The organism is Mesorhizobium zhangyense, from assembly GCF_011045115.1.
In the GTDB taxonomy this organism is placed as follows: domain Bacteria; phylum Pseudomonadota; class Alphaproteobacteria; order Rhizobiales; family Rhizobiaceae; genus Mesorhizobium_M; species Mesorhizobium_M zhangyense.
The window spans coordinates 662,543-677,366 of sequence record NZ_JAAKZG010000002.1; the positions used below are offsets into that span (position 1 = coordinate 662,543).

18 protein-coding genes are annotated in these 14,824 nt (G+C 62.5%); 15 read left to right on the forward strand and 3 right to left on the reverse strand.

The genetic code is table 11. The features are described 5' to 3' along the window. Positions 1–2: 2 nt before the first annotated feature. The 7 genes from G6N74_RS06745 (at position 3) to G6N74_RS06775 (ending at position 4,369) form a co-directional block, all read left to right on the forward strand. Complete coding sequence (locus G6N74_RS06745) at positions 3–620, forward strand: hypothetical protein (RefSeq protein WP_165115579.1); 618 nt, start codon at positions 3–5, stop codon at positions 618–620. A 1-nt stretch (position 621) separates the two neighbouring features. After that, on the forward strand, positions 622–1,491 hold the full coding sequence (locus G6N74_RS06750) for a 23S rRNA (adenine(2030)-N(6))-methyltransferase RlmJ (RefSeq protein ID WP_165115581.1): 870 nt from the start codon (positions 622–624) through the stop codon (positions 1,489–1,491). Next, positions 1,488–1,964, forward strand: a complete 477-nt coding sequence (locus G6N74_RS06755; RefSeq protein ID WP_165115583.1) for a DMT family transporter — start codon at positions 1,488–1,490, stop codon at positions 1,962–1,964. The genes G6N74_RS06750 and G6N74_RS06755 overlap by 4 nt, the downstream gene beginning before the upstream one ends. Next, the gene (locus G6N74_RS06760; RefSeq protein WP_165115585.1) at positions 1,961–2,383 is read left to right on the forward strand and encodes a DMT family transporter; all 423 of its coding nucleotides are present in this window, start codon (positions 1,961–1,963) and stop codon (positions 2,381–2,383) included. The genes G6N74_RS06755 and G6N74_RS06760 overlap by 4 nt, the downstream gene beginning before the upstream one ends. Before the next feature lie 113 nt (positions 2,384–2,496). After that, positions 2,497–2,937, forward strand: a complete 441-nt coding sequence (locus G6N74_RS06765; RefSeq protein ID WP_165115587.1) for a hypothetical protein — start codon at positions 2,497–2,499, stop codon at positions 2,935–2,937. Positions 2,938–2,951: 14 nt separating this feature from the next. Further along, positions 2,952–3,695, forward strand: a complete 744-nt coding sequence (locus G6N74_RS06770) for a ribonuclease T2 family protein (RefSeq protein ID WP_165115589.1) — start codon at positions 2,952–2,954, stop codon at positions 3,693–3,695. A 77-nt stretch (positions 3,696–3,772) separates the two neighbouring features. After that, positions 3,773–4,369, forward strand: coding sequence for a glutathione S-transferase (locus G6N74_RS06775; protein ID WP_165115591.1), 597 nt, complete (start codon positions 3,773–3,775; stop codon positions 4,367–4,369). 67 nt (positions 4,370–4,436) lie between these two features. Here G6N74_RS06775 and G6N74_RS06780 read toward each other — a convergent pair whose 3' ends face one another. Next, entirely contained in the window at positions 4,437–5,093 is a 657-nt protein-coding gene (locus G6N74_RS06780; RefSeq protein WP_165115593.1) for an outer membrane protein, read from the reverse strand. 404 nt (positions 5,094–5,497) lie between these two features. Here G6N74_RS06780 and G6N74_RS06785 point away from each other — a divergent pair, with 404 nt between their 5' ends. The 6 genes from G6N74_RS06785 (at position 5,498) to G6N74_RS06810 (ending at position 10,653) form a co-directional block, all read left to right on the forward strand. Then, positions 5,498–6,262, forward strand: a complete 765-nt coding sequence (locus tag G6N74_RS06785; RefSeq protein ID WP_165115595.1) for an SDR family oxidoreductase — start codon at positions 5,498–5,500, stop codon at positions 6,260–6,262. Beyond that, positions 6,259–8,343, forward strand: coding sequence for an excinuclease ABC subunit UvrC (gene uvrC, locus G6N74_RS06790; protein ID WP_205826548.1), 2,085 nt, complete (start codon positions 6,259–6,261; stop codon positions 8,341–8,343). The genes G6N74_RS06785 and uvrC overlap by 4 nt, the downstream gene beginning before the upstream one ends. A gap of 106 nt (positions 8,344–8,449) precedes the next feature. Next, positions 8,450–9,046, forward strand: coding sequence for a CDP-diacylglycerol--glycerol-3-phosphate 3-phosphatidyltransferase (pgsA, locus tag G6N74_RS06795; protein WP_165115597.1), 597 nt, complete (start codon positions 8,450–8,452; stop codon positions 9,044–9,046). Next, positions 9,043–9,309: a molybdopterin converting factor subunit 1 gene (gene moaD, locus G6N74_RS06800; protein ID WP_165115599.1), complete on the forward strand. Its 267-nt coding sequence runs from the start codon at positions 9,043–9,045 to the stop codon at positions 9,307–9,309. The genes pgsA and moaD overlap by 4 nt, the downstream gene beginning before the upstream one ends. Before the next feature lie 4 nt (positions 9,310–9,313). Continuing rightward, a complete protein-coding gene (locus G6N74_RS06805; RefSeq protein WP_165115601.1) occupies positions 9,314–9,787 on the forward strand; it encodes a molybdenum cofactor biosynthesis protein MoaE in 474 nt (157 codons plus the stop codon). Positions 9,788–9,882: 95 nt separating this feature from the next. Then, positions 9,883–10,653 (forward strand): YbaY family lipoprotein, encoded by a 771-nt coding sequence (locus tag G6N74_RS06810; protein ID WP_165115603.1) that lies wholly within the window; start codon positions 9,883–9,885, stop codon positions 10,651–10,653. Positions 10,654–10,750: 97 nt separating this feature from the next. Here G6N74_RS06810 and ndk read toward each other — a convergent pair whose 3' ends face one another. Together ndk and G6N74_RS06820 are read right to left on the reverse strand one after the other, a co-directional pair. Continuing rightward, positions 10,751–11,173 carry a nucleoside-diphosphate kinase gene (ndk, locus tag G6N74_RS06815; protein ID WP_165115605.1) on the reverse strand — a complete coding sequence of 141 codons (423 nt, stop codon included), beginning with the start codon at positions 11,171–11,173 and terminating at the stop codon, positions 10,751–10,753. Positions 11,174–11,409: 236 nt separating this feature from the next. Continuing rightward, complete coding sequence (locus G6N74_RS06820; protein ID WP_165115607.1) at positions 11,410–12,102, reverse strand: glutathione S-transferase family protein; 693 nt, start codon at positions 12,100–12,102, stop codon at positions 11,410–11,412. 69 nt (positions 12,103–12,171) lie between these two features. Between G6N74_RS06820 and G6N74_RS06825 the strand changes: the two genes are divergently transcribed. Both G6N74_RS06825 and G6N74_RS06830 read left to right on the forward strand, forming a co-directional pair. Further along, a complete protein-coding gene (locus tag G6N74_RS06825; RefSeq protein WP_165115609.1) occupies positions 12,172–12,684 on the forward strand; it encodes a DinB family protein in 513 nt (170 codons plus the stop codon). A 105-nt stretch (positions 12,685–12,789) separates the two neighbouring features. Then, positions 12,790–14,667, forward strand: coding sequence for an ABC-F family ATP-binding cassette domain-containing protein (locus G6N74_RS06830; protein ID WP_165115611.1), 1,878 nt, complete (start codon positions 12,790–12,792; stop codon positions 14,665–14,667). Positions 14,668–14,824 lie beyond the last annotated feature (157 nt).

Below are 14,824 nucleotides of genomic sequence, written 5' to 3' on the forward strand. Positions count from 1 at the left end.
CGATGCGCTTCTTTTTTCTGCTTGTCCTGCTGGCCGGTGCGGCTCTTGGCGTCGTCTATCCCTGGGCGGTCAAGAATTTTTCCGGCCATGAGATCGGCGCCTGGCGCGTCTATGAGCGCGCGTCCGGCTTCAAGACGGTCGACGTGACGCTAGCCGCGACGGATGCGCCGGTGCGCGTGCTGGTCGATATGACGGCGGTGGGCGGTGCGAGAACGGCGGGCAGGCAGGCGGTGCTGACCCTGACCGCGGCCACCGGCGGGCGCACCGTGCTGACGGACGTGATGAATTTCGTCGATCCCTCCGTGCGGGAAAATTCCCCCCAGACCAATCAGAAAATCTATCGCGACGATGGCGGCCTGATCTCCGATGTCGAGGCCGGAACCTATACATTCACCATCGGGCAGGGCGACGCCGAGGGCATCGATATCCAGACGGTCGATCTCGTCCTGCGCAGCGATGCGGGCGCAACGGACGAGCGGGCCCAGCCGCTGGGCCTGTCGCTGCTGGCAATCGGCTTCATCGGGCTGGTCATTGCCTTGCGGCGCGGTGGAGGCGGCCGCCCCGGCAACCCGAACGCGCAGCCGCCAGCGCCGCGCTGGGGCAGGGGCGAGAACCGCTGACGTGAATTACCGCCACGCCTACCACGCCGGAAACTTTGCCGATGTCGTCAAGCACGCAGTGCTGGCGCGGCTGGTCGAATATCTGAAGCAGAAGGACAAGGCTTTTCGGGTGATCGACACCCATGCAGGCATCGGCCTCTACGACCTCTCGTCGGAGGAAGCGCAGAAAACCGGCGAATGGCACTGCGGTATCGGCCGGCTGCTCGATGCAAAGATGGAGCCTAAGGCGGCAAAGCTGCTGGCGCCTTATCTCGATGCGGTGCGCTCTGCCGATCCCGATGGCGGGCTTTCCGCCTATCCCGGCTCGCCGCTGATCGTGCGGCGGCTGCTGCGCAAGCAGGACCGGCTGTCGGCGATCGAACTGCACCCCGCGGATTTCCAGCTATTGAAGGCGCTGTTCGCCGACGATTTCCAGGTGCGGGTGAACGAGCTCGACGGCTGGCTGGCGCTCGGCGCGCATCTGCCGCCGAAGGAAAAGCGCGGGCTGGTGCTGGTCGATCCGCCCTTCGAGCAGGAAGGCGAATTCGACCGGCTGGTCGACGGCCTGCAGCGTGCACACAAGCGTTGGCCGGGCGGCATTTATGCGCTGTGGTATCCGATCAAGGACCGGCAGGCTGTGGCGGATTTCCGCGAGGCGCTGGCCGGTTGCGGCATCCCCAAGATCCTCGATATCCGCTTCGAGCTCAGGCGACCGTCGCGCGAGCCGCGGCTCGACGGCACCGGCATGATCGTCGTCAACCCGCCCTACACGCTGGAGGCGGAATTGCAGGCGATGCTGCCGGCGCTGCATGCCCTGCTGGCGCAGGAGAAGGGCGCGGGGTGGTCGGTCGATTGGCTGGCGGGGGAAGACGAACGCCGGGGCGACATATGACGCCTCCGCGCGCCAACCCGCTTCATCTCCTCGCCGCCTTTGGCTCGGGCGGCCTCCTGACCCTGATGATCCATTTCAATGGCGAACTGGCGCGCTATGGCAACGCCTTGTTCGCTTCCTGGACCGCGCATGGCACGGGAACTATCGCGGCACTCATCTTTCTTGCTGTTCTGTGGCGTCGTGCGCCTGCCGGCAATGCGCCGAAAATCCGCACGCCATTGTGGGCCTATCTGGGCGGTGTGTCGGGTGCCGCAACCGTCATGTTCTCTTCAATCGCGGTCAATTCGCCGCTTGCGCTTTCCGGCACGCTGGCACTCGGCCTCGTCGGCCAGATGATCTTCAGCCTCGCGGCTGACCGCTGGGGCCTGTTCGGCCTGCCGATGCGCCGTCCCGGTGCACGCGACTTCGCAGCCCTTGGGCTGGTGCTGGCGGGAAGCGCGATCATAATCCTGTTCGGCAAAGGTGCCGCATGACGCTATGGATCGTGGTGGCCAGCGTCGCGGGCGTGCTGGTGGGCGTCAGTCGGCAGATCAACGGGCGGCTCAGCCTCTCGACCTCTCCGCTGAAAGCCTCTTTCTGGAACCATGCCGTCGGTTTCGCCGCGCTGACTGCTCTTGGTCTCGTTATCGGCGGGTTGATTCCAGCCGGCGCAAGCGATGTACCGTGGCATGTCTATATCGGTGGGCCGATCGGCGTGGTTTTCGTTGCCGCCGGCAGCTGGCTCATCGCCCGCATCGGCGCGGTCAACACCGCACTTCTGGTCATCGGCGGCCAGATGGTTTCAGGCGTTGCACTCGACCTGTTGAGCGCCGCATCGCCGGCTATCTGGGCAAGCGCCCTTGGCGTGGCGCTTATCCTCGCGGGCATGGCGCTCACCCAGCGGCGGCGGTGATGAAGGCTGTCCCACACGCTATGAAAATCCATCCCGCTTGACCGTTTCGCGCCCATTGAGCACTATCCGCGCTTAGGCGTCGCGTTCGGCGATGATTCATGAGGTTTTTTGCTATGTCCCGTATTGCTCATTTCGTGATGGCCGCAGCCGTTGCCGCCGGTTCGCTGCTGACGGGGCCAAATCTTTCCCAAGCCGCCGACGTGGTTGCGCGACAGGAAGAGGGCACCAGCCTCTGCTCGGACCAGCGCTATCTCAACAAGATCATTCATCGCTTCGGCTATCAGGTGAAACACGTGCCCAACCTGCCGGACGTGGCGATCACCGATTTCCAGAACATTTATCCGAAGCGCTACGAGCCGGTTGACGAGCGCCATCCGATCGCGCGGCTTTATTGCGGCGCGACCGCCAGCCTTTCCGATGGGCGCCAGCATGAAGTCTTTTACCTGATCGAGGGCCGGATGGGCTTTGCCGGGATCGGCGACAATGTCGAGTTCTGCTTGCCGGGCTTCGACCGCTGGATGGTTTATAACGGCCGCTGCCGCGTGCTGCGTTAAATCCGGGCAAGCAGATGCCTTTGGCTAGGGAGCGTCGCCGGCATTTTGGTGCGGCGGTGCTTTGCCTTGCCGCGCTTGTAGCCATTGCCGGTTGCAAGCCCTCCGGCGACAGCCAGCAGGCGGCGAACGCCCCGGCCTCAACGGCGACACCTACAACTTCTTCCCAACCAGCAGTCGCGCTGGGCAAGGGTTTCGATTTCTACGTGCTGTCGCTGTCATGGTCGCCGAGCTATTGTGAGGCGGAGGGCGGCGATGCCAATCGCCAGCAATGCGCGATGGGCAGACCCTACGCCTTCGTCGTCCATGGCCTTTGGCCGCAATATGAGCGCGGCTATCCGCAGGATTGCCGCACGAACCAGCGCGATGTGCCCAACGACACGCTGCGCACCCTCTACGACATCATGCCGGCGTCGGGTCTCATTCGCCACGAATGGCGCAAGCACGGTTCTTGTGCGGGCCTGTCCCAGGACGATTATTTCAAGGTTTTGAGGGCTGCGCGCGAGCGGGTAAAGATACCGGCCGAGTTCAACCGGCTCGATGGCTATCGCACGCTCGACCCGGATGATGCGGAACGCGCCTTCCTGAAGGTCAACCAGAGCCTGCCGGCGGACGGCATCGCGGTGACCTGCGACCGCCGCTATCTGCGCGAGGTTCGCATCTGCATGAACAAGGATCTTTCTTTCCGCTCCTGCGACGAGGTCGATCGCGATTCCTGCCGGCGCGACAAGGTGGTCATGCCGCCGGTGCGTGGCGGATAGTTTTTTCGGGGCTGGTTGTTGCTTCGCCGGCTGGGCAAAACTACGGTCTCGCGCATTATCCAGGAGAGATCGCCTTCATGCCGAAAATTCTTTATGCCCCTGCCTCGCCCTACAGTGCAAAGGTCAGGATGGCCGCAGCCTATGCCGGGATTGCGCTGGAAGGCGTACTGACCGACACCAACGCCGAACCCGCCGAACTGATCGCCGCAAACCCGCTTGGCAAGATACCTGCGCTGGTCACGGACGACGGCGAAGCCGTGTTCGACAGCCGGGCGATCACCCAGTATCTGAACCGCGTGTCCGGCAATGCGCTTTTCCCGCGCAATCCAGCCAAGCGCCTGGAGGCCGAGCGGCTGGAAGCGTTGGCCGACGGCCTGTGCGACTGCCTGCTTGCCCATGTCTATGAACGCCGCTTCCGGCCGGAGGAAAAGGTGCATGCGCCATGGCTCGACAAGCAGTGGTCGAAGGTCGTGCGGGCACTGGACGTGCTGAACGCCAATCCACCGAAGCTGCCCAAGAAGATCACAGCCGGCCAGATCGCGCTGCGGGCAACGCTCGGCTACATGGATCTGCGCTTTGCCGGCAAATGGGAGCGCGGCCATGCGAGGCTCAAGCGCTGGGCGGCACGCTTCGACGAGAAATTCCCCGAACTCAAGCCGTATCTGCCGTCCTGAGTCGGGATGCAAAAAAGCCGGGCCTCTTTCGAGGCCCGGCTTTTGTCTAACTGCCTGTTACGGCGAATTAGAACTTCATACCGACACCGAACTGGATGCGATGATCCGTGGCGTCGACATCACGGGTACCGCTACCCGTGGTGAACTCCTTGCTGCCGTAGTCGGTGTAACGATACTCGACGCGGGCAAACACGTTGTCGGTGACCTTCAGGTCGGTGCCGACGCCGGCGGTCCAGCCGAGCATCGTGTTCTTGTCGGAAATGCCGCCTTCGGTGAGCTTGACGCTCTGGGCTGCACCACCAGCGGTGATGTAGGGCAGGATGTCCGGGGTGACGGCATAACCGAGACGGGCGCGAAGCGAGCCGCCGAGGCCGCCCTTCACTTCCGTGCCGGCATTGTCGCCCTTGAGACCGCCATAGCCGAGGTCGCCTTCGACGCCGGCTACTACATTGTCGATCTGGTAGTTATAGCCGACAAAGCCGCCACCGATGAAACCGTCGGTGTTGACGGTGTTACCCGGCTCCTTGACGCGACCCGAAAAGCCGTAGCCCAGCGTCACACCGGCATAGGGGCCGGACCACGTGTTGAGCGGGGCCACTTCCATCGGAGCGGCGGGTGCCGGCGGCTCTTCCTGAACGACGTCAGCTGCATTGGCAACACCAGCGAAGGCCAGCAGGCCGAACGCAGCTGCCAGAGGCCGCGCGAATTTCAATTTGGCTTCCATTTTCTTACTCCTTAGCCACAGCACACAATGTTCTTCTGTGGGAGGTGTCCAAACCGTCTGGGGGGAACAACGGCTCGGGTACCTGACAGTTCCCAATGTCGTGCCGAAATGCGGCTGCACCACACCCGAAATTGGGTCTTTGCCCGGCGCCAATAAGGCGGAAGAATGACGTTGCAGTTGCGCAACAACATTGTCAGGAGAGTTCGGATCAGAAGGCAAAAAGTGCCTTGGTTCAAGGGGTTGCGGACCCTATATTGATTCTGTTTCCGAACGTTCTCACTAAATTAGGTGGTTTGCATAAGGGCTTCGCCACAATGCCGCCAAAGGAACGAACGCGAATTAACCTGTGAGGCGCCAAAATCGGCAAAACAGCCATTTGCGTTTGAAAAATTAGGGATGGACAAATGCGGAAATCGGGCAGGACGGCGCTGGTGACGGGTGGCGCCAGACGTATCGGCAGGGCGATCGTCGAGGACCTTGCCGCGCACGGATTCGCCGTCGCCATCCACTGCAACCGCTCGCGCAGCGAGGCGGAGGAACTGGCTGCAACGGTGGCCGCCAATGGCGGCGAGGCCGCGATCGTCACCGCCGATCTCACCGATATGCGCGCCGTCGATGGGCTGATTTCGCAGGCAGGCAAGGCGGTCGGCCCGATCTCGCTGCTGGTCAACAATGCCTCGCTCTTCGTCGATGATGATGTGACCGATTTCGAGTGGGCGACCTGGGATCGGCATTTCGCCGTGCATGTGAAGACGCCGGTTCTGCTGGTGCGCCGTTTCGCCGAAGCCCTGCCGTCTGGCAGCGAAGGCCTGGTCGTCAACATGATAGACCAGCGCGTGTGGAAGCCGACGCCGCGCTATTTCTCCTATGCACTGTCGAAATCGGCTCTCTGGACGGCGACGCAGACCATGGCGCAGGCGCTGGCCCCCAGAATTCGCGTCAACGCGATCGGGCCGGGGCCGACGCTCGCCAACCCGAAACAGCAGCCTGAGGATTTCGCCGCGCAGGTAGACGGGGTGATCCTGAAGCGGGGTCCCGATCTTTTGGAATTCGGCGCAACGATTCGCTATCTATGGGAGGCGCGCTCGGTCACCGGCCAGATGATCGCGCTCGATGGCGGCCAGCACCTTGCGTGGCAGACGCCGGATGTGACAGGCATGGTGGAATGAGTCCCAACGATCCGAACCTCAAATCGCTCCATCGGCCGCAGGCCGGCAGGGCCAGCGACGATGTCGCCGGCTACATGCCGGGCCATGAGGTCGAGGAGGATGAGGGGACGGAGGCCGAAGTGTTGCCGGCAGTGGCCGATGCTTCCTTCACCGCGATAGACTGGACACCGCATGCCGGCGACGCCGACGGCATGGTCGGCGCGGAGGTGATCCAGACGCTGGTCAAGCGCCTGCCCAACGCGCCGGGCGTCTACCGCATGATGAATGCGGCGGGCGACGTGCTCTATGTCGGCAAGGCGCGCAGCCTGAAGAAGCGCGTGACCAACTATGCGCAGGGGCGCTTCCACACCAACCGCATCGGCCGCATGGTGCGCGAGACGTCGACGATGGAATTCGTCGTCACCCGCACCGAGATCGAGGCGCTGCTGCTCGAAGCCAATCTTATCAAGCGCTTGCGGCCGCGATTCAACGTGCTTCTGCGCGACGACAAGTCGTTTCCCTATATCATGCTGACCGGCGATCATCCTTCGCCGGGGATTTTCAAGCATCGCGGCGCACGCTCGCGCAAGGGCGACTATTTCGGGCCGTTCGCCTCGGCAGGTGCCGTCGACCGCACGATCAATTCGCTGCAGCGCGCCTTCCTGCTGCGAAGCTGTACGGATTCGGTCTTCGAAAGCCGCACGCGGCCGTGCTTGCTCTATCAGATCAAGCGTTGTTCCGGTCCGTGCACGGGTGAGGTTTCTGCCGACGACTATGCCGAACTGGTCTTCGAGGCCAAGGACTTCCTGTCGGGCCGCAGCCAGAAGGTGAAGACCGACATCTCGTCGGCCATGCAGAATGCTGCCGAAGAGCTCGATTTCGAGCGCGCTGCCATCTATCGCGACCGGCTGGCGGCACTTTCGCATGTGCAGAGCCATCAGGGCATCAACCCGCAATCGGTCGAGGAAGCGGACGTCTTCGCCATCCATCAGGAGGGCGGGCAGGTCTGCATCCAGGTCTTTTTCTTCCGCACCGGGCAGAACTGGGGCAACCGTGCTTATTTCCCGAAAGCCGATCCGGCGCTTGAGGCAAAGGAAGTGCTCGGCTCGTTCCTGGCGCAGTTCTACGACGACAAGCCGTGCCCGAGGCTGCTTCTGCTTTCGCATGAGGTGCAGGAGCAGGAATTGCTGGGTGCTGCCCTTTCCACGCGCGCCGGCCACAAGGTGACGATCACTGTGCCGCAGCGCGGCGAGAAGAAGGATCTGGTCGACAACGCGGTCCAGAACGCCCGCGAGGCGCTTGGCCGGCGGTTGGCGGAAACTTCGACGCAGGCGCGGCTGCTGACCGGCATGGTCGAAACATTCGGGCTGGAAAAACCGCCGGTCCGCATCGAGGTCTACGATAACTCGCACATCATGGGCACGAATGCCGTCGGCGCGATGATCGTCGCCGGTCCCGAAGGTTTCGTGAAGAACCAGTACCGCAAGTTCAACATCCGCTCGACCGACATAACTCCGGGCGACGATTTCGGCATGATGCGCGAGGTGATGGAGCGGCGTTTTTCACGCCTTATCAAGGAACATGCCGCGCCGGAGGAGGCCGATCCGCAATCCGGCGAGGACGACGAGGTGGTCGGTTCGTCCTTCCCGGCCTGGCCTGATGTCATCCTCATAGACGGCGGGCAGGGGCAGATGTCGGTGGTGCGCAAGATGCTGGCCGATCTCGGCATCGAGGACAAGGTGGCGGCGATCGGCGTCGCCAAGGGGCAGGACCGCGATGCCGGCCGCGAACGGTTTTTCGTCAAGGGCCGCGAATCATTCTCGCTGCCGGTACGTGACCCCGTGCTCTATTTCGTGCAAAGGCTGCGTGATGAAGCGCACCGCTTTGCCATCGGCTCGCACCGCGCGCGGCGCAAGAAGGAAATGGTGAAGAACCCGCTCGACGAGATCAGCGGCATCGGGCCGGGACGCAAGCGCGCGCTGCTCTTGCATTTCGGCACGGCCAAGGCGGTGAGCCGCGCCGCGATGGAGGATTTGATGGTGGTTGATGGAATTTCGGAGTCGATTGCCAAGATCGTCTACAACCATTTTCACGAGAATTAATCATTTGCGGGCTAAATGTATCCTTGGGCCATCGATTTCCCGCAATTGACCCCCCACATCCGCATCTGATTTGAGTACGAAAGCTGAAAGAAATAACGGATTAGAGATGGCCAGGCGCGCATTCAACCTTCCAAACATGCTTACCTACGCGCGCATCCTTGCCGTGCCGTTGGTTGTCCTATGCTTCTTTCTCGAAGGAAGATTGCAGTCGAGCGACTTCGCGCGCTGGGCGGCGCTGATAATCTTCATCATCGCCAGCGTTACCGATTACCTCGACGGCTACCTTGCCCGGGCATGGCAGCAGACCTCGAATATCGGCCGCATGCTCGATCCGATCGCCGACAAGCTTCTGGTCGCGACCTGCCTGCTTCTGCTTGCCGCCGACACAGATCAGCGCGGGGGCATTGCCGGCTGGTCGCTTTGGGCGGCCATCATCATCCTGTGCCGCGAAATCCTGGTTTCGGGTCTGCGCGAATATCTGGCGGCGCTGAAGGTCAGCGTGCCGGTGACGCAGCTTGCCAAATGGAAGACGGCCATCCAGATGGTCGCCATCGCCTTCCTGCTTCTGGGGCCGACCGGAGACAAGATCGTGCCCTACTGGACGCAGATCGGTCTCACGCTGCTCTGGATTGCCGCCCTTGTGACGCTCTATACCGGTTATGACTATTTCCGGGCCGGCGTGAAGCATATCATCGACGAATGACAGAGCATCCGACCAAACTCGTCTATTTCGCCTGGGTGCGCGAGCGCATTGGCCGGGCCGAAGAAGATGTGGCGCTTCCCGCCGAGGTGGAGACGGTGTCCGATCTTCTGCAATGGCTGAAGGGGCGCGGCGAGGAATATGAGAACGCGCTGCAATATCCCGACGTGATCCGTGTCGCCATCGACCACGAGCATGTCGAGCACCGGGAAAGGCTGGCAGGCGCGCGCGAAATCGCGCTGTTTCCGCCGATGACCGGAGGTTGACGCGATGCCGGCGAGCTTCCAGCCAGATATCCGCATCCAGCGGGAGGATTTCGACGTCAACGCCGAGATCGCCCGGTTATCCGAGGGACGCGCCGACATTGGCGCGGTCGTGACTTTTTCCGGCCTCTGCCGCGATGAGGCCGGCGCGCTTTCCGCGCTTGAGCTTGAGCATTACCCCGGCATGGCCGAGGCGGAGATTTCCCGCATCGCGGCCGAGGCGATCGAGCGCTGGCCGCTGCTTGGCCTGACCGCGATCCATCGCTTCGGCAAGATCGCACCGGGCGAAAACATCGTTCTGGTCGTTGCTGCCTCGTCACATCGGCAGGCGGCGTTCGAGGCGGCGAATTTCCTGATGGACTATCTGAAGTCGCGCGCACCCTTCTGGAAGAAGGAGCATCGCGTGGACGGCTCGACCGGCGGCTGGGTCGACGCCAAGGAGGCTGACGATCAGGCCGCGGCGCGGTGGAAAAGCCGGTAAACATGAGTGTTGCCGGCTGAAATTTTTCGTCATCTGGTCATGGAACGACCGCATTCCTTCCTCCAAATGCACGGGACGACAGAGGAGGTCGGGTCATGCTGGACAAGTTCGCCGAATTTTTCGTTTTCGGTTTTGCTCCCCTGGTGATCGGCACTCTGATGATGCCGCTGCAATCATTTGCGCAGGAAACGTCGGTCACCGGCGAGATCCTTTATCGCGAACGGATTGCCCTGCCGCCGAACGCGGTCGTCAAGGTGTGGCTGTCGGATGTGTCGCTGGCCGATGCTCCCGCAAAAATTATCGGCGAGCAGACGATCAAGGATGCCGGGCAAGTGCCGATCAAGTTCGAGATCCGCTTCGATCCCGCGGTGATCCAGCCAAAGCACACATACTCCCTGCAGGCCCGCATTACGGTCGACGATACGATCTGGTTCATCAACGACACGCGCTACCGCCTCGACCCGCTCAAGGCCGAGCCGCAATCCATGGTGCTGAGGATGGTCAAAAACGCGATGGAAACCGAACCGCCGGCGATTTTCCGCACGACATGGCTGGCCGAGGACATCGAGGGCGGCGGCGTGATCGACGATGCGCAGTCGACGCTGAAATTCGATCCGGGCGGCAAGATCAGCGGGCGCGGCGCCTGCAACAGCTATTTCGGCAAGGCGAGGATCGAAGGCAGCGCCATCAAGCTCGGCGATATCGGCTCGACCTTCATGGCCTGCGCGCCGGCAATCATGGATCAGGAAAAGAAGCTTTTTGCGGCGCTCGGCAAGGCATCGTCCTATCGCATCGACGGCGACGGCAAGCTGTTCCTGATCGACGCGCAAGGCCGCGATGTGATCCGGTTTGCGAGTGCTGAGTGAAGTGAGATCTGCAATTGGTGGAAACAAGAAAGCCGGGGCAAAACCCCGGCTTTTTCATTGCAATCAGGCAGTTACGCCGAAAAGCGGAATCGGCTTGTCAGCCGACGATCTCGGTGTCCGAGAACCAATACTTGATCTCTTCGGCGGCCGTTTCCGGTGCGTCGGAGCCGTGGACCGAGTTTTCGCCGATCGACAGGGCATGGACCTTGCGGATGGTGCCTTCGTCGGCGTTGGCCGGGTTGGTGGCGCCCATCACTTCACGGTTCTTGGCGATGGCGTTCTCGCCTTCGAGAATCTGCACGACGGTCGGGGCCGACGACATGAACTCAACGAGTTCGCCGAAGAAGGGGCGGTCCTTATGGACGGCGTAGAAGCCTTCAGCCTCGCGGCGGCTCATCCACACGCGGCGCGATGCAATGACGCGCAGGCCGGCGTCTTCCAGCATCTTGGTGATGGCGCCGGTGAGGTTGCGGCGGGTCGCGTCGGGCTTGATCATCGAAAACGTGCGTTCGATCGCCATGGTATATCCTTTTGAGAATGGGGAAGGGCAGATGTGGCGGTCCCTATACAAGCCGTCCGCCGCATTGCCAAGGCCCCTGAGGCATTTGCTAACTCTACCCTGCCGGCCATCTGACGCAGTTTTCTGCGCTTCCGGTGCTCATGGACTTGAATGTCCACTCCGCTCCGGTTCTCGAAATCCCGCGCCATATGCCTCGGCAGGACGAGTTATCAAACGCCTCAGGCTTCAACCCGGCTTCAGGCCGCGGCATCCACCGTGCGGCCGATGCCGTCGTGGAGGTCAAGGCAACGCTCGAACCACCCGCTAACCGGATCGTCGGCTGCCAGATACTGGAACGGCGAGGTGACGCGGACCCACTGCAGGGCGCCGAAGACGATGTAGTCGGGATAGAGAGGCGCGTCGCCGCCGATGAAGGGCTGGTAGGTGAGCATGTTGCGCAACGGCTCGAGCGATGCGCGGAAGGCGGCAAGGCCGCTTTCGCGAACCGCTGCAACGTCCTCAAGCTTCTTGCCGAAGCGGGCTTCGCGGCTTTCGCGGAAGTATGCCCGGTTGGCTTCGTTCTGCCGCCTATAGATATCCATCAGCGCCGCCGCACCCAGATAGGGATGAAGCGTCATCTGCGACCAGCGCTCGATGAAACGTGCCATCGCTTCGCCGCCTTCGCCGCCGAACAGGGTCGGACGCTCCGGATAAGCCTGATCGAGATAGAGCGCGATCTGGAAGGAGTCCGCCACGACGGCATTGCCGTCGCGGATCACCGGAATGGTCTTCGACACCCCGCCCTCGACCGCTGGAACGTCGAGGAAAGTGGTCGGCACGGTTTCGAAGTCTAGGCCCTTGTGCGCCAGCGACATCGCCGTCTTCCAGCAATGGGGGCTGTAGGGCCGTGTTTGATCGTGTCCGACAAGATCGTAGAGCAGAATGGTCATTGGCGTGTGTCTTTCCGCAGTTTAGGAGTGAGGGACATATTCCTTGCTTCGCATGTCAAAAGGAAGTCCATGAGACAGCATTTCATGATGTTGGCCGCCTATAACGCTTGGGCCAATGGGCGCGTTTACGATGCCGCCGCAGCGCTCACCGAAGAAGAGTTCTGCCGCGACACCGGTGCCTTCTTCAAGTCGATGATGGGCACGCTGAACCATCTGGTGGCCGCCGATCGCATCTGGATGAAGCGCTTTACCGGCCAGGGCGATGCGCCGGCGGCGCTCGATACGATCATCAGCGCGGATTTCACCAAGCTGCGTGCCGTCCGCGAGGCCGAGGACAAGCGCATCTTCGCATGGATCGACGGCCTCGATGCCAAGGCGCTCGCCGGTCGCTTCAGCTACATGACCGTCAGCGACATGCGCACGATCTCGCAACGGCTCGCCCCGGCACTCGATCATCTGTTCAACCACCAGACGCATCATCGCGGCCAAGCGCATATGATCCTGACCGTGCTCGGCAAGCCATCCGTGCAACTGGACCTGATCGCCTTCCAGCGGACGGAAGAGGGGCGAGCCTACGCCTAGCAACAGGCGCAATCTGCCGCCGAATCGGGAGATGGGCCGTTTCCTGTCGACGCTGGCTGCATCGGAGCCCTTGCGAACTTCGGGCGTCCAGTGCAAAAGCCCGCAATGCTTATCATCAACGACCTTTCTCTCCGCATTGCCGGACGCCTGCTTCTCGACCACGCCTCGCTCACGCTGCCGGCGGGAACGAAGGCCGGGCTTGTCGGCCGCAACGGCACCGGCAAGACGACGCTGTTCAAGGCGATCACCGGCGACATGTCGGCCGAGACCGGCTCGGTCAGCCTGCCCAAGAACCTGCGCATCGGCCAGGTGGCGCAGGAAGCGCCGGGCACCGAGGAGCCGCTGATCGAGATCGTGCTGAAGGCCGATCTCGAGCGCGCAGCCCTTCTCGAGGAAGAAAAGACGGCGACCGACCCGCATCGCATCGCCGAAATCCATATAAGGCTTGCCGATATCGACGCGCATTCAGCCGAAGCGCGCGCCGCGACCATCCTTGCCGGCCTCGGTTTTGATGATGCCGCGCAGAGGCGGCCGGCCTCGTCCTTCTCCGGCGGCTGGCGCATGCGCGTGGCGTTGGCGGCAGTGCTGTTTTCCGAGCCGGATTTGCTGCTGCTGGACGAACCGACCAACTATCTCGATCTTGAAGGCACGCTGTGGCTCGAAACCTATGTTTCGAAATATCCGCACACCGTGCTTCTTATCAGCCATGACCGCGACCTGCTCAACCGCGCAGTCAATTCGATCGTCCATCTCGACCAGAAAAAACTGACCTTCTGGCGCGGCGGCTACGACCAGTTCGAGCGCCAGCTCTCCGAGCAACGCGAGTTGCAGGAGAAGGGCCGCGTCAAGCAGGAGGCGGCGCGCAAGCATCTGCAGTCCTTCGTCGACCGCTTCCGCGCCAAGGCCTCCAAGGCGCGTCAAGCGCAGTCGCGCATCAAGGCGCTGGAGAAGATGAAGCCGATTTCGGCCCTGCTGGAAGACAGCGTGCGGCCGTTCCACTTCCCCGAGCCGGTGAAGACAGTGGCCTCGCCGATCGTGGCGCTGGACGGCGTCGATGTCGGCTACCAGGCCGGCAGCCCCATCCTGAAAAAGATGACTCTGCGCATCGACGCGGACGATCGCATCGCGCTGCTCGGCGCCAACGGCAACGGCAAGTCGACCTTCGCCAAGCTGCTTGCAGGCCGGCTGAAGCAGGAAAAGGGCTCGATGACCATCGCGCCCGGCCTGAAGGTGGCGATCTTCGCGCAGCATCAGCTCGACGATCTGCGGCCGGAGGAAAACGCCTACGAGCATGTGCGCCGGATGATGCCGGAAGCGCCGGAATCGAAGGTGAGGGCGCGCGTCGCCCAGTTCGGCCTTGCGACGGAGAAGATGAACACGCCGGCCAAGGATCTTTCCGGTGGCGAGAAGGCGCGTCTGCTGATGGGGCTTTCGGCATTCGAGGGGCCGAACCTGTTCATCCTGGACGAACCGACCAACCATCTCGACATCGACAGCCGCGAGGCACTGATCCATGCGCTGAACGAGTTTCCGGGCGCCGTGATCCTCATCTCGCATGACCGCCACTTGCTGGAAGCCACCGCCGACCGGCTCTGGCTGGTCAAGGACGGCCATGTGAACCCGTATGACGGCGACCTTGACGATTACCGCCAGCAGGTCACCGGCGTGTCGGCCAACAGCCGCGAGAAGCGCGAGGCGGACAAGGCCTCCAAGGCCGACCGCCGCCGCGAAGCCGCCGCACGCCGCGCTGCCATGGAGCCGATCGCCAAGGAAATCCGCGCCACCGAGGCTCTTATGGACCGCATCCGCAAGCGCATCGACACCATCGAGGACGAACTCGCCAATCCCGCAGTTTACGAGAAGGACCCGTCGACCGCGACGCAACTCGCCAAGGAGCGCTCGCAGCTGACGGCGACGCTGAACGGCCACGAGGAAAAGTGGCTGAAGCTTTCGGCGGAATACGAGGAAGGCACGGCAGAGTAGGTTTCTCTTATCCTTCTCCCCATTCGTGGCCCTTGAGGGAGATGGCTATAGAGTTCGACCCCCACTCCGTCTCGGCTTTGCCGAGCCACCTCTCCCCCGATCGACGGGGGAGAGGAACACCGTTCGCGAGGCTGGCACCCTTCCTCTCCCCTTTTGA

Excerpts from the sequence above, each read along its gene's own strand:
- G6N74_RS06745 (WP_165115579.1), top strand. The coding sequence starts at position 3 with ATGCGCTTCTTTTTTCTGCTTGTCCTGCTGGCCGGTGCGGCTCTTGGC.
- G6N74_RS06755 (WP_165115583.1), top strand. The coding sequence starts at position 1,488 with ATGACGCCTCCGCGCGCCAACCCGCTTCATCTCCTCGCCGCCTTTGGC.
- G6N74_RS06760 (WP_165115585.1), top strand. The coding sequence starts at position 1,961 with ATGACGCTATGGATCGTGGTGGCCAGCGTCGCGGGCGTGCTGGTGGGC.
- G6N74_RS06765 (WP_165115587.1), top strand. The coding sequence starts at position 2,497 with ATGTCCCGTATTGCTCATTTCGTGATGGCCGCAGCCGTTGCCGCCGGT.
- G6N74_RS06770 (WP_165115589.1), top strand. The coding sequence starts at position 2,952 with ATGCCTTTGGCTAGGGAGCGTCGCCGGCATTTTGGTGCGGCGGTGCTT.
- G6N74_RS06775 (WP_165115591.1), top strand. The coding sequence starts at position 3,773 with ATGCCGAAAATTCTTTATGCCCCTGCCTCGCCCTACAGTGCAAAGGTC.
- G6N74_RS06780 (WP_165115593.1), bottom strand. The coding sequence starts at position 5,093 with ATGGAAGCCAAATTGAAATTCGCGCGGCCTCTGGCAGCTGCGTTCGGC.
- G6N74_RS06785 (WP_165115595.1), top strand. The coding sequence starts at position 5,498 with ATGCGGAAATCGGGCAGGACGGCGCTGGTGACGGGTGGCGCCAGACGT.
- uvrC (WP_205826548.1), top strand. The coding sequence starts at position 6,259 with ATGAGTCCCAACGATCCGAACCTCAAATCGCTCCATCGGCCGCAGGCC.
- pgsA (WP_165115597.1), top strand. The coding sequence starts at position 8,450 with ATGGCCAGGCGCGCATTCAACCTTCCAAACATGCTTACCTACGCGCGC.
- moaD (WP_165115599.1), top strand. The coding sequence starts at position 9,043 with ATGACAGAGCATCCGACCAAACTCGTCTATTTCGCCTGGGTGCGCGAG.
- G6N74_RS06805 (WP_165115601.1), top strand. The coding sequence starts at position 9,314 with ATGCCGGCGAGCTTCCAGCCAGATATCCGCATCCAGCGGGAGGATTTC.
- G6N74_RS06810 (WP_165115603.1), top strand. The coding sequence starts at position 9,883 with ATGCTGGACAAGTTCGCCGAATTTTTCGTTTTCGGTTTTGCTCCCCTG.
- ndk (WP_165115605.1), bottom strand. The coding sequence starts at position 11,173 with ATGGCGATCGAACGCACGTTTTCGATGATCAAGCCCGACGCGACCCGC.
- G6N74_RS06820 (WP_165115607.1), bottom strand. The coding sequence starts at position 12,102 with ATGACCATTCTGCTCTACGATCTTGTCGGACACGATCAAACACGGCCC.
- G6N74_RS06825 (WP_165115609.1), top strand. The coding sequence starts at position 12,172 with ATGAGACAGCATTTCATGATGTTGGCCGCCTATAACGCTTGGGCCAAT.
- G6N74_RS06830 (WP_165115611.1), top strand. The coding sequence starts at position 12,790 with ATGCTTATCATCAACGACCTTTCTCTCCGCATTGCCGGACGCCTGCTT.